Raw genomic sequence first — 22,390 nt, forward strand, 5'->3', positions numbered from 1 at the left:
TGGTCAAGCTCTGTAGTTGCTTCGCGGCCCGTGTGTTGCGCAGCAGGCAGGCCGCGAGTTCGCATGCGACCTTGCGAGGTTGAAGCGCCGGAACCAAGGCGTTTGCGCGACCAGGCAGCGCATCGCGCGGCCCGTGAAGCGGGCCGCCGGGCACGCCGTTATTTCGCGGCGGCGACGGGCATCGAGGCACTCGCGCCCGACGCTTCGGCTGCCTGACAGGCGGCGCATAATCCCTTCAATTCGATTTCATCGCTCGCGAGCCGATAACCCGCGTCCTGGATCTGCGCGACCAGCGCCTGGCGCAGCTTCGGCTGATGCAACTCGGTGACGCTGCCGCATTGCTGGCAGACCACGAGGATGCCGTGCTGGCACTGCGTCAGATCGTGGCAGACGGTGAACGCATTGATCGATTCGATCCGATGCACGAGCCCGGCAGACAGCAGAAAATCCAGGGCCCGGTACACCGTGGGCGGCGCCGAGCCGGGATGGATCTGGCGCATCTCGTCGAGCAGCGAATAGGCTTTGGTAGCGCGCCCCGAGTTCAGCAACAGTTCAAGCACCTTGCGGCGAATCGGCGTGAGTTTTTCGCCCCGCTCGCGGCAATATTCATCCGCGAGCGTCAGCGCCGCTTCCTGCGAATGGGCGTGCGCCGGCTCATGAGCATGAGCGGAGCGGGCGAGGGTGGCCTGGTCGGCGGTTGCGGCGGGCTTGGCGGTCTTCATGCGTCGATTATAAAGGTCCGCGGGGCTCGCCGTAGGCGGCGACGTGTCTCGCCGCCACGGTGGCGGTGCGGAGTGGCGGGCCAAGACGTTGGCGCGAGTGCTGACACCGGCTGCTGGGCGCAGGCACGGCCTGCGAGCGCGGTACAGCGTGGCAAGCGCGATAGGCGGCGCAACGGGCCGGATAAGCGGAACAAGCGCCGGCCCACCGGCTCAAGTCAACGGAAAGTCGACGTACTTCTTGAAACCCGAGCGGGTCGCAATGCGCGAATACCAGCGCTCCAGATTCGGCAGCGGCGAGCGCTCCACGCCGTCCAGGCCGAACCAGCGTTTCGCGTAGGCGCCGATCACGATATCGGCCAGCGTGAACTTCTCGCCTTCGAGAAAAAAGCGCCCTTGCAGATGCGCGTCCAGCATGCGCCACAGCAGGCTGACCGCGTTGATATCGGCGGCGAGTTGGGCGGTATTCCGTTGTGCCTCCGGCGTGCGCACGAGGGTCCAGAACACCGGGCGCTCGGCGGGCTGCAAGGTGGACAGCGACCAGTCTAGCCAGCGGTCGATACTCGCGCGCTGTTTCGGCTCGGACGGGTAGAGCAGGCTCGCCTCGCCGTATTGCAGCACGAGGTAGCGCAGGATGGAGTTGGATTCCCACAGCACGAAGTCGTCGTCGACCAGGGTCGGCACTTTGCCGGTGGGATTCATCGCGAGATAGTCGGGCTCGTTGTTACGGCCGAATGCCAGGCCGGCGTCGATGCGTTCGTACGGCAGCACCAGTTCGTCGCAACACCACAAGACTTTTTGGACGTTGACCGAATTGGCCCGTCCCCAGATCGTAATCATCCGGTCAATCCTTTTTCTTACAGTTGGCAAGCCGCGCGGTGCGCGGCGTTCAAGCCCCAACGATACACGATGCGTGCGGATTGCGCGCCGCGCAGCGCCGCTGACGAAGCCGCCGGCGCGTTGCCCGTTGCGTACAATGACCGCACCTGACTACGACGAGGCACCGCATGGCCCGCATTGTCCCCGACGACTGGAAGAGCCTCGCCGCCACCGGCGCAGCGGCCCGCGAACGCGAAACGCTCGCGTTGCTGGAGGAGGCGCTGCCCGCCGACTATACGGTCTATCACGGCGTCCACTGGACGCGTCTGAACCAGAACTTCTCGGTGTTCGGCGAGGCCGACTTCGTGATCGTCAGCCCGGCCGGGCGCGTGATGATCGTCGAACAGAAAACGGGCTTCCTGCGTGAAACGCCGAAGGGGCTCGTCAAGGTCTATCTGCAAACCGAGCGCAATGTAGCGATCGCGCTCGCGCATACCATCGAAGGTTTGCACCGGCGCTTCACCGCGGCGTTCGGCGCGGGCACCTACTTCGTCGAGGAACTGCTGTACTGTCCCGACCACATCGTCAAGGATGCGGCGATTGCCGGGGTGAATCCGGCGCGCATCGTCGACGCGACGCGTAAGGATCGGCTCGCGGCGGTGATCCGCGAAGCGTTGCCGGCCGACGAGCCGCGCCTTGCGTGCGCATCGAAGATCCATCACTTTCTCGCCGACGAACTCGCGCTCACGCCGGACGCGAGCGCGCTGGTCGGCCAGGCGGGCACGCTCGTCACGCGCCTCGCGGGCGGGCTCGCGACGTGGGCGCGGCGGCTCGAATTCTCGCCGTTCCGGCTGCGCGTGATCGGCACGGCCGGCTCCGGCAAGACGCAACTCGCGGTGCAGGTGATGAAGGACGCCGTGGCGCTCGGCCAGCGGCCTTTATACGTGTGCTTCAACCGGCCGCTGGCGGACCACATCGGGCGGGTTGCGCCGCCCGAGGCGAAGGTCGCGAACTATCACCAGTTGTGCGACTGGATCGCGCGCGACGCGGGCTGCGAGCCGGATTTCCAGTCCGGCCACGTGTTCGAGCAACTGGAGACGATGTTCGCCGAGACGCCGATCGAGCCGCGCTGGCAATTCGACGTGCTGATCGTCGACGAAGGGCAGGACTTTCAGCAGCCCTGGGTCGCCGCGCTCGAGCGGATGTTGCGTCCCGGCGCCGCGTGGTGGTGGCTCGAAGATCCGCTGCAGAATCTGTACATGCGCGAGCCGGTCGCGTTACCCGGTTGGACCACACTGAAGGAAACCACCAACTATCGCAGCCCGCGCGACATTCTCGACTATGTGCGCGACGTGGTCGGCGCGTCGGTGCCGCTCGCCGCGGCGCTGACCTCGGGCAGTCCGTTCGACGGCTCCGATATTTCGCTCTCCGTCTACGACGACGCGCACGCGCAGGCCGGCATCGAGGCCACCAAGCGCGCGATCACGCAGGCGTTGTCGCTGGGATTTCGCAAGCAGGACATCGTGGTGCTGTCGTTCCGCGGCCGCGAGGGCTCGGCGATGACCGCGCTGGATCATCTCGGCCCGCATCGGCTGCGCAGTTTCACCGGCAAGTACGATCTGTTCGGCAACCCGGAGTATCGCGAAGGTGACGTGCTGTTCGAGTCGATCTATCGCTTCAAGGGGCAGGCGGCGCCGTGCGTGATTTTCACCGAGGTCGACTTCGAGACCTTCGACGAGCGTATCGCCCGCAAGCTGTTTGTCGGCGCCACGCGCGCGACGATGAAGCTGATCGTCGTCGCGTCGCAGCGGGCCGCGCGTCATCTGCGGCTGCGCGATGGGAAGGAGAGCCGGGAGGTTAGGGAGGCTTAGCGGCCGGGCGGCGCGCTTCGTGCGCCGCGCCACCGTTTAATCAACTCCACGCACGCGCACCCACCAGCATGCCGGTGCGCGAGAGCGCATCCCACCAGATCACGCGCAACAGCGGTGCTTGCTGGGCGATCAGCAGCGCCTGCACCGGATCGCTCTCGACGAAATGCGTGACGCCGCCGCGCAACGCCGCGCCGGCCTTGTGGGCAGCCGCGCCGGCGGGACTTTCGTCGTGCGTGCCGGGGCTGCGCATCACCAGTTGCATATGACCGAAGCCGTGCCGCGCGAGCCACGCCTCGGTGCGCGCGCGATCCATCTCGGGACGGCCCGTGATGATCGTGCGAACCCGTTGCAGATCGATGCCGGGCAGCACCTCGAACGGCAGCAGCGCATCGCGCTCGACGAGCGCGGCGGCGAGGTCGTCGTCATAGCGGGCGAGCGGCACGTCGGGCAGCAGAATGCCGTCGAGGTCGATCGCGTACGTCGTGTACTCGTGATCGTCGGCCATCGCCGGCGCGGCGCCGGCTTCGACGCGCTCCCAGTCCTCGCGATAACGCTCGGTGTAAGCCTGACGCTCCCAAGGGAACAACGCAAAGTAGCCGCGCGCATCGATCGCGTAGTCGGGTTGCGTGCGGCTCAGGTCGTCCACCGCGCCGGTCAGCGTTCTGACGTCGAGCCCCTGCTCGCGCAGGAATGCGATGCAATCGGTGAGCGTGAAGCCCCGTCCCGCGATGTCTTCGCACAGCAGCACTTTCGCGCCCGCGGGCGGCATCGGCAGCGTCGAATCCCACGCGACTACGCGCGACTGGCGGTCGTAGCGCAGGAACGCCACCGGTGTGCCGACCGCATGTGACACCATCAGCGCGAGGGGCGCGCCGCCGCGCAGAATGCCGATCGCCATCGTGAAGCGTTCCGCGAGCAGCGCAGGTTGCAGCGATTCGATCCAGTGATCGAGTTGTTCGTACGTCAGAGGCAAAACCGGCTTGTTCATAACTCTCGTGGCGTCGCGGCGCGTAGGGCGAGTGTCTGCGGGGCGCGCGCCTCGCCGCAGTGGCGCGTCCTCGTTTTGTGAGGCAAAGAATTTTGGCGATATTATGCATGCGGTTCAAAGATCGCGCCTCAGGGTGACGACGCATCGTCGGCGTGGATATCGCCAGAGCGAGGCTGGGCCGGATGAAGAACGGGCAGGGGCGGCGAAGGATCGCGTCGGCATAGCGCCGCGCCGCCCGCAGGCAAAAGACAACAGATAAGAACGCAGGTGACCAACCGTGATTGCAACGCTGCATAAAAAAAGAAGCGCGCCCGCGCGCGCGCGCTGGGCGACAGGCTTGATCTTCGCGCTTGCCGCATGGGCGGCGCAGGCCCAGACGGCGGCGCCGTTAATGCTCGATGTGCAGGGCAAGATCGGCAAGACCACCGATGCGTCACACCACACCTATCATTTCACCGAGGCCCAGCTGCTCGCACTGCCGGTCCATTCGATCACGACCTCGACCACGTGGACGCCGCGCTCCACCTTCACAGGACCGCTGCTCGCGGATATTCTGAAAACCGTCGGAGCGTATGGCACGCAGCTCGAGTTCCAGACGTTCGACGACTACACGTACACCGTGCCGGTGTCGGATGCCAATCGCTATGGCGTCGTGGTTGCGTACAGCATGAACGGGCAGCGCCTGAAGATCAGCGACTTCGGGCCGCTGTTCCTTATCTATCCGCGCGACGCTTACCCCACTGAAATCACGGGCGCGTTGGGCGATTCGAAATTCGTATGGCAGATCAAGGCCCTCATCGTCAAATAGTGCGCCGTTCGTGGCGCCGTGTTCTCTACGTGCTGATCTGGCTGACCGCGCTCGCTGCGCCGGTCGGCGCGATCGGCTATCTGCTGTACGCGAATTTGCTGAACCCGCGCGCCACCGGGCAGTGGACCGGCACCTACGACGGTTTCTACTGGGACGCCGCGCAGTTGCAGATCGCGTACGCGCGCTTCGAGAACCAGTTGCTGCTCTACCAGTCGGGCGTCGACGACGACTATGAGCGGCTGATGCTGCGTTTCCAGTTGCTGCAATCGAAGCTGCATGTGATGGCCGGCTCGACGCGCCGGCTCACCTCGCAACTCGCGTTGCTGCAACGGCAGCTCGACGAAATCCAGTCGCTCGATCGTCTGCTCGGCGACATTCAACCCGCGGTCGAAGCGTTGCCGCAGGACCGCAAGCGCGCCAATGGGATCGTTGCGCAGATGCGCGAGCACTGGAACCAGGTCAACGATCTCGCGCTGAGCCGGCGGTTCGCCGACGTCGCCGATCGCGAGGCGCTGAACCGCGACTTCATCGACAAGCGGCGCATGCTGTTCGCGGGTGGCCTGCTGCTGCTGTTGCTGTCGGCGGCGGCGACGCTGTTGCTGGTGCTCAATGGCCGGCGCCGCACCCGGCTGATGCTGCAGCAGCATGCGGCGCTCGCCGCCGAACACCAGGCGAGCCGCGCGGCGCGCGAGGCGAGTCTCGCGAAGGACGCGTTTCTCGGCATGATTAGCCACGAGCTGCGCACGCCGTTGCATGCGATCGTGTCGTCGATCGAATTGCTGGGGTTCAACTATCACTCCGAGGCCGACCGCAAGGTGATCCAGCGGCTCGAAACCGCGGCACGTCATCTGGAAGCGCAGATGAAGGACCTGACCGACTACGCGCGCCTCGGCGCCGGCAAGCTCGAGTTGCGTCACGAGCATTTCGAGCCGCGCGAACTGCTGGCGTCGATCATCGACGAGCACACGATGTCGGCCGCCGCGCGCGGTCTGAAGCTCGAAAGCGAGGCGAGCGGGGTGAGCGGGGTGAGCGGTCTGGTCGATTCCGACCCGCACCGGATTCGCCAGATCGTCAACAACCTCGTCACCAACGCGATCCGCTACACCGAGACCGGCACGGTGCGCGTGCAGTTGCGGCAGCAGCCGGGGGTGCTGATCTTCGTCGTCAGCGATACCGGGCCGGGTGTGTCGCAGGCGCAGATTCCACTGATCTTCCAGGAGTTCACGCAACTGGACGCGTCGCGCACGCGCCGCTTCGAAGGCGCGGGCATGGGGCTGACCATCGTGCAGGGGCTGGTGAAACTGTTCGGCGGCACGGTCGACGTGGCGAGCACGGTCGGCGAGGGCACGAGTTTCACCGTGACGATTCCGACCACCTCGGTCGCGGCCGCCGCGCCGGCCGTGGCCGCGCAGACCCCGCCGGGCGGCGCGCGGCCGTGCGTGCTGATCGTCGATGACAACCGGCTGATTCGCGAGTCGCTCAGCGAAATGGTCGTGCATATGAATTTCGATGCGCATGCGCTCGCCAATGCCGACGACGCGCTTGCCTGGCTCGCCACACACCGCTGCGACGTGGTGCTGCTCGACCTGCATATGCCGGAGCGCGATGGGTACACCTTTCTAGCGGACTTCGCGCGACGCGGCGGGCCGTCGTCGGAGGCGCCGGTGATCGTGGTCAGCGCGTATGCGCCGGAGACGGGGGACGGGCGTGCCGCGCAGCCGTTCTTCGAGGCGTTGTTAAAGCCGGTCCATTACGAGGATTTGCGCCGCGCGTTGCAGCGGGCGTTGGCTGCGCGGCATGCGGTGTGACGGACGGGGTACGGCACACGATGTGCCGGTGCGCGGCGCGGCAGCGAAAGCGGGCATCAAGCTGAGCGCACCCCTTCAGCCGCCAGACGGCACGGTTTTCACCCGCGTGCGTGCCGCTGTTACGGACGGTTCAGCCGCTTGGACAGGTCGGCGACGAGAATCGCCATGCGCGCGGGCTTTTCGTAGCACGCGACGTCGTAATCGCGGATGACCTGGCTGATCTCGGATTCGCTGGCCTTGCCGGTCAGCAATTCGCCCGTCAGCACGAAGACCGGCGCGTCCGGATTTTCCGACGCGCGCACCGCGCGGATCGCGGCCGCCGAGGTTTGCGTGCCGAACAGCCAGTCGATCACGACGCCGTCGAACACCTGGGTTTGCAATTGTTCGACGAAGGCCGTGAGCCCGTAGATCGCCACCGCCGCGAACCCGCTGCGCTCGAGATAGTCGCGCAGATTGTCGGCGCTGGCCTGATCGTCGTCGACCACGGCGATGGTCGGCTTGTCGGTCTCGGCGCGGCGCGGATAGATCTCGATCTTGTGGACCTCGTACGCGCTTTGATAGAGCGTGCCGTCGTGGCGCGCGACGCGCCATTGGCCGAGCTTCGAATACGCAACGAATTCCGGGCGGCTGCCCGGTTCGAGCGCGGCGCCGACCCACGCGGTGCACGCCAGTTCGATCGCGCCGATGCAGAACACGGCTTCCTGGGCGATCGCGCCGACCATGCCCGGATCGAGCGATTGCGCGCCGAACAACTGTGCGGCGGGCTCGCCGAACACCTCGGCGACTTTCTTGATCTGCGACAGGGTCCACGGGCTGTTGCCGCGCAGCTTGCGATGTCCCTGGGAAAAACTCAGATCGAGGATGCGGCAAAGCTCCGTGGTCTGCTGGCGCTTGCCGATGCCATGCCGGCTCATCAACTCGCGCACGCGCTCGGCGACTGCGATGGAGTCAGGTGAGTGTGTTTCGTTGGGCATACTGCGTAAGAATCCGCCGTCTTAAAGAGTACTGGGTGCGATACGACAGGCGCAGTGCGACCCTGCACATTCGGTGCGCATTGACCGGCTATGCGGGGGACCGCAAATGTACCGTAAAAATTTGTCGCGATAGGTATTTCGTAAGACCACCGTCGAACTCGTCAGTGCGACGGCTAAATCGGCATTTGGGCAATTTTTATCTATTCGGCATAAATGTATTCTACCGAGGAAACAGTGCCGTATCGCAGAAAATGCGTGGGAGTAGATGCCGGCGCGCGGGATGGGCGGCGGCGTTGCGCCGCGGCGATCGGTTGAACGCCGGTGCGGCGTGCCAACGGGGAGGCCGTCGCCCGCTACGCCGCCGGCATTTTTTCAAGTTTCGCCGCGGAGTTTTTCAGTCCTTTGAAAATCCGCTCGGCGACCTTGCCAGGAAAGCGCTCGGGCAATTCCGCCGACACCCGCGCGATCACCTCGGGCGTCTGCGCGATCAGCCGCTGGATCAGCGGCTCGGCGTCCGCGCCGTGAGAGCATCTGAGCGCCATCGTGTTGAAGTGGCGTCGTTGCACGTCGCGAAACGCATCGTGTTTGCTGCGCGACCACATCCCCATCGCGAGTCTCGCCTTGAACCATGACCACTGGTTCGGGCCGTTGCCCTCCACCGGCCAGATCGACATCACGTCGTAAAGCGGCGTCATGCGGAACTGGCCGCCCGCCAGCAGGCGGATGCTGAAGTTTTTCGCGTGGCCGTCGGGCGCCGCGAGCATCCAGAACAGAATCTGGCTCGCCAGCAAGGTTTCGATGTCCTGCCGCGCTTGCACCGATTGCTGCAGAATCCGCGCGAGATCGAGCACGCCGGGGCCGCCTTCGTTTTCGTATTTGCGATGCGACGGCACGCCGTACACCTGGCAGAAGTCTTCCTGCGGCAGACGCAGCAGCCATTGCCCGCTCGAATGCAGTTGCCGGTCGAACCGCTCGACGCTCAGAACCCGCTGCTTGCCGAACGTCATGATCTCCGCGTTCGCGACCGGCAGGCCGTAGGCGCGCAGAATCCGCAGACACAGCCACTCGTTTTCCACCGAGGTGCTGAGATCGGCGAGCTTGTTACCGACGAGGCCGAGCGGCAGTTTGAAAATATGCGTGGTGGGGGTGGCACCGTGCGGGCGCTGCCATTTGCCGTCGTGCCATAGCAGCGCGGTTTTTTCCTGTGCGCCGGCGAGCGAGATGCGGAAGTCGTCGATGTCGTCGGGCGCGCCGGGCGCCGGATTGCCGACCGTGCGCGCCAGCGTGGCCTCGATCTCGCCGTGCGTGAGCGGCGTGCCCTCGATGCGCTCGACGCCGGTCGGCGCGTCATCTTCGGCGAGCAACTGGACGGCGCCCACACAGTCGCGGCCGATGGCTTGCAACAGGTCGAACGCATCGAGCGTTTCGGTCTGGTAGCGTTGGGCGATGCGCTTTCTGATCGCGTCGCTGTCGGGCAGCAGATTGTCGAAGTAGTTGAGCACCCGATGCCCTTTTTGCGCCATGTTGCCCGGCGTGAATGGCAGCGACAGCGACAACGGCCGGCCGGCGGGCGACGCGGCCCACGCGGGATCGTAGGCGAACTCCATGGGGCCGCGCGCGGGCAGGCGCCAGACACCGACGCGCTCGCCGTTGGCCCAGACCGACAGCGCCCGTGAGTGCGTTTGCCGGGCCATGGTCACCACTCGACGATCGGCGCTTGCTCGGGCACTGGCTGGCTCTTGTCGCGCAGCTGCAATTGCAGGCCGTAGACGCCGCAAAGCGCGAGCAATTGTGTGAGCGTCAGCGCGCCGGCATCGGTTTCCAGCGCCGAAATACGGCTCTGGCTGATGCCGAGCCGCGCTGCGGCCTCAGCTTGGGTGAGGCCGGCTTGCCGCCGGCTGGCGGCGAGCAGCTGGCCCATCTGATCCGGCGTGGCGATGAGGTGGAACATACGGATTATCTGTGAGACGGATAAATGCAATTTATGCGTCAAACGAATATTTGTCAAATATTCCCCTAGCGAATATTGTCCCGAATATCTGCTAGACGAATAATATGTAAATATCTGTGAGACGAATAAATGGTGCTGCATCGCGCGGACTGTCCGGCTCACCGCGCTTGCGCCCAGGCTTCTGTGCGTACGCCACACCGGCGGCGGCGCGACGGCATTGCGGACACTCCGTCTGCCTGCGAAGATGACGCCCACACTTAACACCCGCCTGCCCGATGACCACGACTTACCCGCTGCACTCGAACTTCACCTCTGCCGACCAACCGTTCCCGAGCCATGCCGACGTCGTGATCGCGGGCGCCGGCATCATGGGCTGCGCGGCTGCCTACTATCTGGCGCAGCGCGGATTGTCGGTGGTGGTGCTCGACAAATCGCGGATCGCCGGGCAGCAATCGTCGCGCGCATGGGGTTTCGTGCGCCAGCAGGGCCGCGAAGCCGCCGAAGTGCCGCTGATGATGGCGAGCATCCCGCTGTGGAAAGAACTCGAACGCGAGCTGAATTTCGATCTGGAATGGCGGCAAGGCGGCTGCCTTTATGTTGCGTCGGATGAAGAGGATTGGGCTTCGTTCCAGCAATGGATGGACGTGGCGCGTCAGTACGGACTCGACACGCGCACCCTCGATCGCAGGCAGCTCGACACGGTCGTGACCGGCATGCACGGCCCCGCGCTCGGCGGCCTCTATACGCCGAGCGACGGCCAGGCCGAACCGCGCCGCGCCGCAGCCGCCTTCGCGGCGCGGGCCGCCGAAGCCGGCGCGCTGTTTTTCGAAGGCTGCGGCGTGCTCGGCGTCGAACGCGCGGGCGGCGCGATTGCCGGCGTGGTCACGGAGCGCGGCACGGTGCGCACCTCGCGGTTCATCTGCGTGGCGGGCGCGAGCAGCTGGCGGTTGCTCGACACGCTTGGCCTCGAATTGCCTCAGCAGGCGGTGCGCGGCACCTGCATGCGCACCAACCCGCTGCCGCGCATCACTGCATCCACGTTCTGGGGGCACGGCCTCGGCGTGCGCCAGCGCGCGAACGGCGCGATCAATCTGGCCGACGACATGCAGGTCGATGTCGACATGACGCTCGGCCATTTCCGCGCGCTCAAGTGGTTTTTGCCCGAATTGTGGAAGCAGCGCGCGAAGTTCAGCTTCCATCTGAACGGCGCCTGTCTGCGCGATCTGCGCGAGCGCCTGCCGGGCGGCGTGCCGCAGAGCGAGCGCGTGCTGCATCCGCGCGATCCGCAGCCGCAGCCGAACCTCGGCCACGCGCCTCGCGCGTTGAAAAAACTGCGCGCGTTGTTCCCGGCGTTGAGAGACGCGCAGGTGGTCGAGTCGTGGGCCGGTCTGATCGACGTGCTGCCCGACGGCATTCCGGTGATCGATGCTCCGTCGCAGGCGCCCGGCCTGACGATCGCCACCGGTTTTTGCGGGCACGGATTCGCGATGGGGCCGATCGTCGGCAAGCTGCTCGCCGAGATGAACGACGGCGGCGCGGCCTCGCTCGATCTGTCGGCGTTCCGATTGCAACGTTTCTTCGACGGCACGATGCAGCGCCCCCGCAGCATGCTGTAAACGCCCGCAACCTTGCACCCGACCGATGAATGAACACGAACCGACTCTGCGCCACGCCAACGTGCCGTACTACACGCAATGGGGCAGCCCCGAATGGGTTGCGCACATCGTCGAACAGCGGGGCGACCCGTGCGACGATCCGCATTGGCAGCGTAGCGGTTTCGCCGATCCGCAGCGCTACCGTTTCTGGGCCAAACGCCTGTGCGGCCTGGCGTGCCTCGAATCCGCGCTCGACTACTGGCGTATCGGGCACGCGCCGCGCGCCGCGCTGCTCGACGACGCCTTGCGGCATGGCGTGTACCGGGTGCGCGAGGGCGGCGGCGTCGACGGGCTGATCTACCGGCCGTTTGCCGGGTGGGCGGGCGACGCATTCGGCATTCAGGTCGAGGTGCTGCCGCAGGCGCCGCTCGAGGAGGTCGCCGCGCGAATGAACGCCGATACGCTGGCGATCGTTTCCGTGAGCCCCGAGATCCGCTATCCCGACCGGCCGAATCAGCGACGGGGCGGTCATCTGATCCTGCTGCACGGACGCGATCGGGGCGGCGTATGGTTCCACAACCCTTCGGGTATCGCGCCGTATCAGGCCGATGTGTATCTGCCGTTCGAGACGATGAAGCGGTTCTATGCGGGGCGCGGGATGACGCTTGGCCGGGCCGCGCGTTAGGGGCCTGGTGAGGGCGGGTGTGAGTCGCCCGGGTTGGGTGGCCGGCTGGTCGTCCGCCAGGCCATGGAACTCGCGAGGCCACCTCGCGCCGTGATCGGGCCCGTTTTCTGCTAATGATTCTCGTCGACCTTTGCGAGATCGGAGCTGCCATGAAACGAACCTACTGCCTGCTTGTCGCCAGCCTTGTCGCCCTGGGCGCCGTCACCTCGGCGAATGCCGCAAGTCGCGACGAACAGAGCAAGGCCTGCCGTGGCGACGCGATGCATTTCTGCGCAGCCGATATTCCCAATGAAGACAAGATCACCGCCTGCATGAAGCAGCACATCAACGAACTCAGCCCGGCGTGCCGCGCGATGTTCAAGGGCGGCAAGAAAGCCGGGGGTAAGGGCGCGTCGCAGTGACGGCGGAAGGATGTCGCGGGTTGGACATCCTGCGAAGGGCTTAGCGCGCTGGCTTTGATATGGCCTGAAGGAGGGTGTCGAGCGCGGCATGTCCATAGCGTGTTCGAGATGCGGTTGCCGCGTGCGCTGCGTCCGCTCGCCGTGCTTCGTCCCGGACCGACCGCGTCCCTCTGCATCGCCTTATCGCCAAACTCAATACCCACTCAAACGCGAGGCCGCGGGCATTTTCGGCGTGACTGGTCAATGTCGCCACGGTCGGTTACGGCGACGTCTTGGCGTCACGGCGCGAACGCGTCCCGCTAGCCGACGACGACTCGTCCATGCATCCCGCCTGAAACCGGCCTCAACCCTTCACCAAGGATTGGAACGACTGCTCATGACCCGCCCGACCACGCAGATTTTCGATGCCGCCGCGACCGCGCGGCTGATTCCGTATGCGGCGCTCGTCGACGCGCTCAGGCGCGCGAGCATCGATTACGCGCAGCAGCGCATTGCGAGTCCCGAGCGGCTCGTGGTGCCGCTCAACGCGGGCGGCATCATGCTGTCGATGCCGGCCACCGCGCCTGATCTCGCGATCCACAAGCTGGTCAACGTGTGCGCGAGCAACGGGCCGCGCAATCTGCCGACGATCCACGGCCAGGTCATGGCCTTCGACGCCGACACCGGTGAAACGCTGTTCATCCTCGACGGCCCGACCGTGACCGGCCGCCGTACCGCGGCGATGTCGATGCTGGGCGCCGAGACCTTCGCCACGAGCGCGCCGCGCGAATTCCTGCTGATCGGCACGGGCACGCAGGCGCTCAACCACCTGCAGGCAATCGGCGAGCTGTTTCCCGACGCGCGTGTGTTCGTGAAGGGCAGTGCGCCCGCGCGAGCCGAAGCGTTTTGCGCCGCGCATCGCGGCAGCGCGCATGACCTGCAGCCGCTCACCGGCGCGGCGATTCCCGAGTCGGTCGAGGTGGTGATCGCGCTGACCACCAGCAAGCAGCCGGTCTATGACGAAGCGGCGCGTGCCGGGCGGCTCGTGATCGGGGTCGGGGCGTTCACGCCGGAAATGGTTGAGATCGGCGCGCGCACCATCGCTGCCAGTGCGCTTTTCGTCGACGATCCGGCCGGCGCGAAACACGAGGCCGGCGACTTCATCCAGGCCGACGTGGATTGGGCGACCGTCGGCGGGATTGCCGCGGTGCTGGAGCGTGCGGTGCGGGTGTCACCGGACAAGCCGGTGGTTTTCAAAAGCGTCGGCTGCGCGGCGTGGGATCTGGCGGCGTGCCGGGTCGCGCGCGAGGCGTTATCAGGCCGCTGAAGGGTCGGAGAAACGGCTGGATCAGGAAGCGAAGCTCTCACGCCGGGCGTGTAGAGCAGGGGTGAGAGCTTCCTGGCGGGTGAGCCTTGTACGAAGGCCCATCAGGAGGACTTGCGGACGATGCACGCAGCCGAATTGGCGCAAAGGGCGCGGCCAGACCCGCAAGAAAGCCCCCGCCTCCGAACAACACACAACGAAAACCGCACGAAAGGCTCCCCCAATCAACCCACCTCCACCCGCACAAAAACCATAGAAAACAGTCCTCTGCCACATCGGCTTGGCATCTTGCGCCAACCTGAGGCAGATGTTGCCGTGCAAACAATCCCAAAAAGTTGCACCATAGGCGTTTGCCGGAAAAAAGCGCCGGTTCGCCGGCGCGGGCGTCTCGCCCACGCTTTTCCGCCCCTTGACCGACGCCTCCTCCATCACGACGCTGCGACCGCGCTATGACGACCCAACACGCTTCAGCCACACCCGACCTGCCGCTCGACATGATCATCTTCGGCGGCACCGGCGACCTGTCGTTTCGCAAGCTGCTGCCCGCGCTGTACATGGCGCATCTGCACTGCAATCTGCCGCCGGACACCCGCATTGTCACGATCGGCCGCAAGCCCTGGTCGCGCGACGAGTACATCAATGAATTCATGGAGCTGAAGGCCAAGCCCTTCATCGAAAAGAAGGCGTTCGACGCCGCCGCCTGGGATAAATTCCTCGCGCTGTTCGAGTACGTGCGGATGGACGTCGATTCGGCCGAGGACTATCAGCGTCTGAAAGAAGCGTCGCGCGAGGGCGTGCGCCGCGTGTTCTATCTCGCGACGTCGCCGGATCTGTTCGTGCATATCTGCGATCACCTGTCGTCGGCGGGGCTCGTCGACGACAAGTCGCGCGTGGTGCTCGAAAAGCCGCTGGGCCACGATCTGGCGTCCGCGCAGGAGATCAACACGGCGGTCGGCAAGCATTTCAGCGAAGCGCAGATCTACCGGATCGACCACTACCTCGGCAAGGAAACCGTGCAGAACCTGATGGTGCTGCGCTTCGGTAATGCGATATTCGGGCCGCTGTGGCAGGCGCCGTACATCAAGAGCGTGCAGATCACGGTCGCGGAAACGGTCGGCGTGGGCAGCCGCGCGGGCTTTTATGACAAGACCGGCGCACTGCGCGACATGGTGCAGAACCACCTGCTGCAACTGCTGTGCATCGTCGCGATGGAGCCGCCGGTGTCACTCGACCCGGACGCGGTCCGCGACGAAAAACTCAAGGTGCTGCGCTCGCTGCGTCCGATGACGCCCGAGGACATCGCCCGCGATACCGTACGCGGCCAGTACACCGCGGGCGCGGTGGACGGCGAGGCGGTCAAGGGCTATCAGGAAGAAGACAACGTGCCGGCGGGCAGCCGCGCCGAAACGTTCGTCGCGTTGCGCGCGCATATCAACAACTGGCGCTGGGCCAACGTGCCGTTTTTCCTGCGCACTGGCAAGCGGATGCAGAAAAAGGTATCGGAGATCGTCATCGAGTTCTCCGAACTGCCGTTCTCGATCATTCCGAGCGGTGGACGCAACTACGGCAACCGTCTCGTCATCCAGTTGCAGCCGGAAGAGTCCATCCAGTTGCAGATGCTCGCGAAGGAGCCGGGTAGCGGCATGCACATGCTGCCGGTGAATCTGAATCTGGATTTGCAGCAGGCCTTCACCGAGCGCCGCGCGGAAGCGTACGAGCGGTTGCTGATCGACGTGATCCGCGGGCGCCTCACGCACTTCATGCGGCGCGACGAACTCGAGGCCGCATGGGCGTGGGCCGAGCCGATTCTGGCTGGCTGGGCCAAGTCGGGCGACAAACCGCGCGGTTATACGGCGGGCACGTTCGGGCCGGCGGCATCGACAGCGCTGATGGCGCGTGAGAATGCCGTGTGGGCGGAAGAGTCGCAGTAAATCGACGCTTCCAGGAAGGCGGGCGCTGCAACGTTCTTTGAAGCGTCGTTGTAGCGCCTGTATGTGGTTGAGGGCTGCCGGGTCCGGGTAAAGGCCCTGCATGTTCGGATTCATCGCCGCAGGCTCGCCAGCGGTTAATCCCATCAGGCAGTACGCGTCGCCGTTCTGGCGGCGCATCTCTTCTATCGGGCTCGCGCATGAGTGAATGCGCCAACCCTCGTCGCACCACCGGACGGTTTCGCGACCCATACCCAGGTGCAGAGCAAGAGCGCGGTCGATTTCATCGTCGATTCGGTGAAGCAGTATCCCGGCGAGGTGACGATCCTCGCGATCGGCCCGCTGACCAACATCGCACTCGCCACTCGCCAGCATCCCGAGATCGTGCCGTTGATCAAGCAGATCATTTACATGGGCGGCGCGGTCGACGTGCCGGGCAACACCACGCCGAGCGCCGAGTTCGACTGGTGGTTCGATCCGGAAGCGGCAAAAGCCGTGCTGCATCTGCCGGTCAAACAGGTGGTGGTGCCGCTCGACGTGACGAACACTGTGAAGATGGACAAGACGCTGTACGACCGCGTCGCGCATAATCCGACGAAGCAGACCATCATCACGCAACTGTTCAAGACCTTGAATGGCTATGGTTTCGACGGCAAGAACGGCTTCGAGACGAACCCGGACTACACGACGAACATCTGGGACACGTTGACGCTCGCGTATCTGATGCATCCTTCGTTCGCGACGCAAACGGTGGACGAGTGGGTGGACGTGGATACGAGCTTCGGCGCCAATGACGGCAAGGCAACGGGTTATACGAGTTCGCCGCCACCTGGTTTGCAGAAGATGACGATCGTCAAACGCTTCGACAATCCGAGCTTCTTCAATTTCTATGTCGATCTGCTGACGCGGCCGGTGCCGGTCACGCTATCGAACTGAACGCGCCCATTCGCGCTGCGCGCGCCTGGCTGTCACCCGCCTCAGGCGGGATGCAGGCCGCGCAACAACTGACGCACACGCGAGAGATCCTGGTCGACGTGCTCGGTCTTCTCGAACAACTCCGCGAGCCAGTCGACGAAGGCCCGCACACGCGGCGACACGCGGCGATTCTTCATATAGGCGACCGAGACCGGCATCGGCACAGGCTTCCATTGCGGCAGGACTTCGCGCAGCAGGCCCGAATCGAGGTAGGGCTGGGCGGCGATCCGCGCGGGCTGGATCAGACCGAGCCCTTGCAGTCCGCAGGTGAGATACGCCTGCTCGTCGCTGAGCTTGACGAAGCCGTTGACCTTGACGTTTAGCGCCTCGCCGTCCACCTCGAAATCGAAATCCACTTCGCGGCCGTTGTGCGGCGACATGCAATTCACGGCGACGTGTCCGCGCAGATCGTCGAGCGAGACGGGCGTGCCGTAACGGGCCAGATAGGCTGGACTCGCGCAGGTTACGTGTTCGAGCGTGCCGAGCTGGCGCGCGACCAGATTCGAGTCTGGCAATTCGCCGAGCTGGATGCTGCAGTCGATCGCTTCGGAGATCAGATCGACCGTGCGGTTGCTCACGCCGATCGCCAGATCGAGATTGGGGTAGCGGGTGTGAAAGTCGTCCAGTGCCGGGAGGACGATGGCGCTAGCCACGGCGCCGGGCATTTCGATGCGCAGACGACCTGTCAGGTTGTCGGTTGCGTGGCGGATGCTGGCTTCCATTTCGTCGATGTCGGCGAGGATTTGCGCGCAGCGCTCGTAGTAGGCGGCGCCTTCGGGGGTGACGCTCAGGCGCCGCGTCGTGCGGGCGAGGAGTGCCGTGCCCAGCAGCGCTTCCAGATTCTGGACGATGGTGGTCGCCGTCGCGCGGGGGATGTTTAGTGATTCCGCTGCGCGGGTGAAACTGTTGGTGTCCACGATTCGGATGAATGTGCGCATTGCAGTTATTCTGTCAATCACGGTGCAGACTCCAGTCGAGGGTTTAGGGTGTTTTTTTGCCTGCCCGGCGCTTTGGGTGTGCTATTCGGGTGTTGGCCTTTCCTTGAATTCACGGTGGTCTATTAGCGTTGCCCCTGTGCGGGGCGGCACTTACTTTCTTTGCCGCCGCAAAGAAAGTAAGCAAAGAAAGCGGCTTCAAACCGCTAACTCTTAGGTGGGGCCCCTGGCTTGGAGGGGGCAGTGGTGCATCTGGAATCGGGGCGCTCGCGCATTCCGCGCAAGTGACAAAGCCATCATTCGCTCCCACTCCGCACTGCGTGCGTCGCGGACGGGTATGCCAGGGAAACCCGTGGGTGATTCTCCTGGTGGCGAAAAGGTGTCGACCCGCTTCGACGAGGCGCCGAATACTCCAAAGATTCAGTGAAGTACCGCTGCGGCGCGCGTAGCGCCGCCGGAAGAATGACTGCCTTGTCACCGGGGTGGAATGTGCGAGTGCACGGATTCCAGATGCACCACCGCCCCCTCCAAGCCAGGGGCCCCACCTAAGAGTTAGCGGTTTGAAGCCGCTTTCTTTGCTTACTTTCTTTGCGGCGGCAAAGAAAGTAAGTGCCGCCCCGCACAGGGGCAACGCTAATAGACCACCGTGAATTCAAGGAAAGGCCAACACCCGACTAGCACAACCAAAACGCCGAGCAGGCAAAACAACAAAAACTGGTTCCAACAAAAGCCCGCGCCGCAGGCGCAAAAACCAACCGCTGCGCGGGCAAAAAACACTTACTTCCGCAACGAATCCAGATCAATCACAAACCGATACTTAACATCACTCTTCAGCATCCGCTCATAAGCCTCATTGATCTGCTGCATCGGAATCAATTCAATATCCGAAGTAATCCCATGCTCCCCGCAGAAGTCCAGCATCTCCTGCGTCTCCGCAATCCCCCCAATCAACGACCCCGCCAGACGGCGGCGCTTCATGATCAGGTTGAACACCTGCGGCGACGGGTGATCGTGCTCCGGTGCGCCGACCAGCGTCATCGTCCCGTCCCGCTTGAGCAGATTCAAAAACGGATTCAGATCGTGTGGCGCAGCCACCGTATTCACAATCAGATCGAAGCTGTTCGCATGCGCTTCCATCTCTTCCGGATTCTTCGAAATCACCACCTCATGCGCGCCCAGCCGCTTCGCGTCTTCGATCTTCGACGGGGACGTCGTGAACAGCACGACATGTGCGCCCATCGCGCGCGCCAGCTTCACGCCCATGTGGCCCAGGCCGCCGAGGCCGACAACCCCGACCTTCTTGCCAGGACCGGCGCCCCACGTGCGCAGCGGCGAATACGTCGTGATGCCCGCGCACATCAGCGGTGCGACGCCCGCCGGGTCGAGATTCTCCGGCACGCGCAGCGTAAATGCTTCGTCCACCACGAGTTGCGTGGAGTAGCCACCGTACGTGATCTGGCCGTCGACTCGGTCCACTCCGTTATACGTGCCGACAAAACCGTTTTCGCAATACTGTTCGAGACCCTCCTCGCAACTCGCGCACGTGCGGCACGAATCGACCAGACAGCCGACGCCGACCAGGTCGCCCGCCTTGTACTTCGTCACGTCCGGACCCACCGCCGTCACGCGGCCGACGATCTCGTGGCCCGGCACCACCGGAAACACCGTGTTCTGCCATTCATTGCGCGCCTGATGCAAGTCCGAGTGGCACACGCCGCAAAACAGGACTTCCATCTGCACGTCATGGGCGCGCAGTTCGCGGCGCTGGATTTCGAACGGGGCGAGCGGCGCGGTAGCGGCGGTCGCTGCATAGGCATAAGTCGTGCTCATGGGTAGCTCCAGCAAAGAGGGTGATGGCACAAGGCGCCGGCGATAGGCAACGCGTGTTGCCGATGCGGCTAACCCTGACAAGAGACCGGGATCACAGCGCCGGCAGTGGTTGACGAATCCGCCGAAGCATTGAATTGGCAACCAGGCCCGGCACGGCGCGAAAAAGGATGATCCGGCAGGGTTCCCATCATAGGATCCGAGCGCGAGTGCGGGAATACCTGAATGTCTTGAAGATTTGCCTAAAACTCCTGGCGAGAAGCGCGATAGGCTGTTTGATGCTAAATTTCAAGCATTATTCTCTTGCTCATCACTATACCGTCATGTCAACCCGTTCTGCTGAACCCGTCTTGGCCGATCCCGCGCAACAGCGCGTGGTCGATTTGTTCGAGGTGCTCGCGCCCAATCCGGGCATCACGCGTTCGAGTCTGGAAGGCGTCAACCTGATGCGCGCGAACAGCCCCATGCCGCGCATGCCGGTCATGTATGAGCCGAGCATCGTGATTGTTTGTCAAGGGCGCAAGCGCGGCTTTCTCGGCGATCAGGTGTTCCAGTACGACGCGCAGCAGTACCTCGTGCTGTCGGTGCCGCTGCCGTTCGAATGCGAGACCGAGGCGAGTGCGGAAAAGCCGTTTCTCGCGATTTCGATTCGGGTCGATCTGACCATGGTCGCCGAGTTGTTGATGGCGCTGAACGAAACACAGGGCGCCGCGCAGAACGAACCGGTCGGCATCTATTCGACGCCGCTCGACCCGGCGCTGTGCAATGCGGTGCAGCGTCTGATGGACGCCCTGGCCTCGCCGCTCGACGCGCGCATTCTCGCGCCCGGCGTGGTGCGAGAAATCTGTTATCGCGTGTTGACCGGCGAGCAGGGCGACGCGATTCGCGCGGCGCTCACGCATCAGAATCATTTCGGTCGCATTGCAAAGGCACTGCGCCGCATTCATGCGGACTACCACGGACAACTCGACGTCGATATGCTCGCCTCCGAAGCAGGCATGAGTCTCGCGGTGTTTCATGCGCAGTTCAAAGCCGTGACGGCGACCTCGCCGATGCAATACGTGAAGACCACACGTTTGCATCACGCGCGTTTGCTGATGGTGCAGGATGGTTTGAATGCGGGCGCAGCGGCAGCGCGCGTGGGTTACGAGAGCGCGTCGCAATTCAGCCGCGAGTTCAAGCGCCTGTTCGGCCTGAGTCCGGTCGACGAAGTCAAACGCATGCGCACCGTCTACGATGCGCCGCCGCCGCGCGTGCTGAAGCCGGTCGCGCGCTACGTCACCGCCGTTTAGCCGCATCAGGGTAGTGGTGCGGGCGCGCTCGCTTATAAGCCGCTGAACCAGTTGTACCCCTGGTCCTCCCAATAGCCGCCGGGATTCGTGTTGGTCACGAAGATCGCCGCGATATGCTTGGGGTTCTTGAAGCCGAGCTTGGTCGGCACGCGCAGCTTCAGCGGGTAGCCATATTTGGCCGGCAGCGGCGCGTTGCCGAAATCGAGCGTCAATTGCGTTTGCGGATGCAGCGCCGTCGCCATGTCGAGGCTCGAGTAATAGCGGTCCGCGCATTTGAAGCCGACATAGCGCGCATTCAGATCGGCGCCGATACGTTCGAGGAACGTGCGAAACGGCACACCGCGCCATTGCCCGATCGCGCTCCATCCTTCGATGCAGATATGACGCGTGATCTGCGAAGCTTGCGGCAACGCGCGCAACTGATCGAGATTCCAGGTGCGCTTGTCCGCGACGAGTCCCGACACTTCCAGCCGATACGTCGAACCGTCGATATCCGGCGCGTCGAACTCCGGGTAGAACGCGTTGAAGGGAAACGGATCGGTGATCTCGCGGGCCGAATACGTCGGCGCAAGCTTGTTACGGTCGAACAGCCACGCCTGGACGCGATCGTTCCAGCGCGACATCGCCCACAGCACCTTGTCGACGGAATCGTTGTCCTGCATGTTGCAGCCCGAGAGCATCGCGAGCGCGCCGATCGACAGCGACGAGCGCAGAAACAGCCGCCGTTGCAGCCGCTCGATTTGCGGCTGATGATCGGCGAGAACGAGCCGCGCTGGCCGGGTGTCGGTGGCGTCGGTGGCGTCGGTGGCGTCGGTGGCGCGGGTAGCGCGGGTAGGTTTGGATGCGCTCATGCCTGAGTCCTTTCATGCGCAGTACCGTGGGCGCGACGCGCGCGTCCGTTCAGCATCGGCAACAACGTGCGCGGCACCAGCAGCACCAGCGCCAGATGCACGACGACGAAGCCGACCACGCCCGCCATTGCGATGAAATGCACGCGTCGCGCGAAATCGAAGCCGCCGAAGAGCGCGGTCAGCCAGGAGAATTGCACCGGCTTCCAGATCGACAGTCCCGACGCGACCAGCAGCACGCCGAGGCACAGCACGAACAGATAGAGCGCGCGCTGCACCGCGTTGTATTTGCCGGTATCGTGCGGCAGTTTGAAGCGCAGCGCCAACGCCGCGTCATGCACGACCTCGCGAGGATAAACCGGCAGCAGCTTGCGGCGAAAATGCCCGCGACCCATGCCGTACGCCAGATACAGCAGCCCGTTCGCGCACAGCAGCCACATCGCCGCGAAGTGCCAGGCGATCGAGCCGCCCAGCCATCCGCCGACGGTCGCCCACGCCGGAAATGTGAACGGGAAGAAGGGCGACGCGTTGTAAATCGCGCAGCCGCTCATCACCATGCAGACCATCGCGAACGCATTGATCCAGTGCGTCACGCGGACGACGAGGGGGTGAACGATCAGGCGCGCTTGCGATTCGGACATGAGCGAAGAGGACAACGCGAAC

19 protein-coding genes and 1 pseudogene are annotated in these 22,390 nt (G+C 64.4%); 10 read left to right on the plus strand and 10 right to left on the minus strand.

The genetic code is table 11. The features are described 5' to 3' along the window. Nucleotides 1-158: 158 nt before the first annotated feature. Nucleotides 159-722: a Fur family transcriptional regulator gene (locus B0G69_RS24075; protein WP_121321668.1), complete on the minus strand. Its 564-nt coding sequence runs from the start codon at nt 720-722 to the stop codon at nt 159-161. Between the two features lie 210 nt (nt 723-932). Beyond that, nucleotides 933-1,559, minus strand: a complete 627-nt coding sequence (locus B0G69_RS24080) for a glutathione S-transferase family protein (RefSeq protein ID WP_121321670.1) — start codon at nt 1,557-1,559, stop codon at nt 933-935. A 167-nt stretch (nt 1,560-1,726) separates the two neighbouring features. On the opposite strand from B0G69_RS24080, the gene B0G69_RS24085 reads away from it, so the two are divergent. Continuing rightward, on the plus strand, nt 1,727-3,409 hold the full coding sequence (locus B0G69_RS24085; protein WP_121321672.1) for an ATP-binding domain-containing protein: 1,683 nt from the start codon (nt 1,727-1,729) through the stop codon (nt 3,407-3,409). 40 nt (nt 3,410-3,449) lie between these two features. Here B0G69_RS24085 and B0G69_RS24090 read toward each other — a convergent pair whose 3' ends face one another. Next, nucleotides 3,450-4,397 carry a phosphoribosyltransferase gene (locus B0G69_RS24090; RefSeq protein ID WP_121321674.1) on the minus strand — a complete coding sequence of 316 codons (948 nt, stop codon included), beginning with the start codon at nt 4,395-4,397 and terminating at the stop codon, nt 3,450-3,452. 391 nt (nt 4,398-4,788) lie between these two features. Between B0G69_RS24090 and B0G69_RS24095 the strand changes: the two genes are divergently transcribed. Both B0G69_RS24095 and B0G69_RS24100 read left to right on the plus strand, forming a co-directional pair. Beyond that, nucleotides 4,789-5,205 (plus strand): molybdopterin-dependent oxidoreductase, encoded by a 417-nt coding sequence (locus B0G69_RS24095; RefSeq protein ID WP_121323851.1) that lies wholly within the window; start codon nt 4,789-4,791, stop codon nt 5,203-5,205. Beyond that, the gene (locus B0G69_RS24100) at nt 5,175-7,013 is read left to right on the plus strand and encodes an ATP-binding protein (protein ID WP_121321676.1); all 1,839 of its coding nucleotides are present in this window, start codon (nt 5,175-5,177) and stop codon (nt 7,011-7,013) included. The genes B0G69_RS24095 and B0G69_RS24100 overlap by 31 nt, the downstream gene beginning before the upstream one ends. A gap of 119 nt (nt 7,014-7,132) precedes the next feature. On the opposite strand, the gene B0G69_RS24105 is transcribed toward B0G69_RS24100, so the two are convergent. The 3 genes from B0G69_RS24105 to B0G69_RS24115 all read right to left on the minus strand — a co-directional run bounded on the left by B0G69_RS24105 (nt 7,133) and on the right by B0G69_RS24115 (nt 9,938). Then, the gene (locus B0G69_RS24105; RefSeq protein ID WP_121321678.1) at nt 7,133-7,987 is read right to left on the minus strand and encodes a helix-turn-helix domain-containing protein; all 855 of its coding nucleotides are present in this window, start codon (nt 7,985-7,987) and stop codon (nt 7,133-7,135) included. Between the two features lie 353 nt (nt 7,988-8,340). Beyond that, nucleotides 8,341-9,681, minus strand: a complete 1,341-nt coding sequence (locus B0G69_RS24110; RefSeq protein WP_121321680.1) for a type II toxin-antitoxin system HipA family toxin — start codon at nt 9,679-9,681, stop codon at nt 8,341-8,343. 2 nt (nt 9,682-9,683) lie between these two features. Then, nucleotides 9,684-9,938 (minus strand): helix-turn-helix transcriptional regulator, encoded by a 255-nt coding sequence (locus B0G69_RS24115; RefSeq protein WP_121321682.1) that lies wholly within the window; start codon nt 9,936-9,938, stop codon nt 9,684-9,686. A gap of 275 nt (nt 9,939-10,213) precedes the next feature. On the opposite strand from B0G69_RS24115, the gene B0G69_RS24120 reads away from it, so the two are divergent. From B0G69_RS24120 to B0G69_RS24145, 6 genes and pseudogenes are all read left to right on the plus strand, one after another. Further along, on the plus strand, nt 10,214-11,554 hold the full coding sequence (locus B0G69_RS24120) for an FAD-binding oxidoreductase (protein ID WP_121321684.1): 1,341 nt from the start codon (nt 10,214-10,216) through the stop codon (nt 11,552-11,554). Between the two features lie 25 nt (nt 11,555-11,579). Then, nucleotides 11,580-12,218 carry a C39 family peptidase gene (locus B0G69_RS24125; RefSeq protein WP_121321687.1) on the plus strand — a complete coding sequence of 213 codons (639 nt, stop codon included), beginning with the start codon at nt 11,580-11,582 and terminating at the stop codon, nt 12,216-12,218. A 149-nt stretch (nt 12,219-12,367) separates the two neighbouring features. Beyond that, a complete protein-coding gene (locus B0G69_RS24130; RefSeq protein ID WP_121323852.1) occupies nt 12,368-12,619 on the plus strand; it encodes a hypothetical protein in 252 nt (83 codons plus the stop codon). A 376-nt stretch (nt 12,620-12,995) separates the two neighbouring features. Further along, the gene (gene lhpI / locus B0G69_RS24135) at nt 12,996-13,925 is read left to right on the plus strand and encodes a bifunctional Delta(1)-pyrroline-2-carboxylate/Delta(1)-piperideine-2-carboxylate reductase (protein ID WP_121321689.1); all 930 of its coding nucleotides are present in this window, start codon (nt 12,996-12,998) and stop codon (nt 13,923-13,925) included. A gap of 446 nt (nt 13,926-14,371) precedes the next feature. Continuing rightward, nucleotides 14,372-15,853, plus strand: a complete 1,482-nt coding sequence (gene zwf, locus B0G69_RS24140; protein ID WP_121321691.1) for a glucose-6-phosphate dehydrogenase — start codon at nt 14,372-14,374, stop codon at nt 15,851-15,853. A 216-nt stretch (nt 15,854-16,069) separates the two neighbouring features. After that, nucleotides 16,070-16,786, plus strand: a pseudogene (locus B0G69_RS24145) (nucleoside hydrolase); the annotation flags it as partial. Between the two features lie 41 nt (nt 16,787-16,827). On the opposite strand, the gene B0G69_RS24150 reads toward B0G69_RS24145, so the two are convergent. Beyond that, nucleotides 16,828-17,784: a LysR family transcriptional regulator gene (locus B0G69_RS24150; RefSeq protein ID WP_147440763.1), complete on the minus strand. Its 957-nt coding sequence runs from the start codon at nt 17,782-17,784 to the stop codon at nt 16,828-16,830. 753 nt (nt 17,785-18,537) lie between these two features. Further along, nucleotides 18,538-19,590, minus strand: coding sequence for an NAD(P)-dependent alcohol dehydrogenase (locus tag B0G69_RS24160; protein WP_121321697.1), 1,053 nt, complete (start codon nt 19,588-19,590; stop codon nt 18,538-18,540). A 320-nt stretch (nt 19,591-19,910) separates the two neighbouring features. Between B0G69_RS24160 and B0G69_RS24165 the strand changes: the two genes are divergently transcribed. After that, nucleotides 19,911-20,879: an AraC family transcriptional regulator gene (locus B0G69_RS24165; protein WP_121323853.1), complete on the plus strand. Its 969-nt coding sequence runs from the start codon at nt 19,911-19,913 to the stop codon at nt 20,877-20,879. Nucleotides 20,880-20,911: 32 nt separating this feature from the next. On the opposite strand, the gene B0G69_RS24170 is transcribed toward B0G69_RS24165, so the two are convergent. Further along, a complete protein-coding gene (locus B0G69_RS24170) occupies nt 20,912-21,730 on the minus strand; it encodes a molybdopterin-dependent oxidoreductase (protein WP_121321699.1) in 819 nt (272 codons plus the stop codon). Beyond that, nucleotides 21,727-22,368, minus strand: a complete 642-nt coding sequence (locus B0G69_RS24175; RefSeq protein WP_121321701.1) for a cytochrome b/b6 domain-containing protein — start codon at nt 22,366-22,368, stop codon at nt 21,727-21,729. The genes B0G69_RS24170 and B0G69_RS24175 overlap by 4 nt, the downstream gene beginning before the upstream one ends. Nucleotides 22,369-22,390 lie beyond the last annotated feature (22 nt).

The organism is Paraburkholderia sp. RAU2J (assembly GCF_003634845.1).
In the GTDB taxonomy this organism is placed as follows: Bacteria; Pseudomonadota; Gammaproteobacteria; order Burkholderiales; family Burkholderiaceae; genus Paraburkholderia; species Paraburkholderia fynbosensis.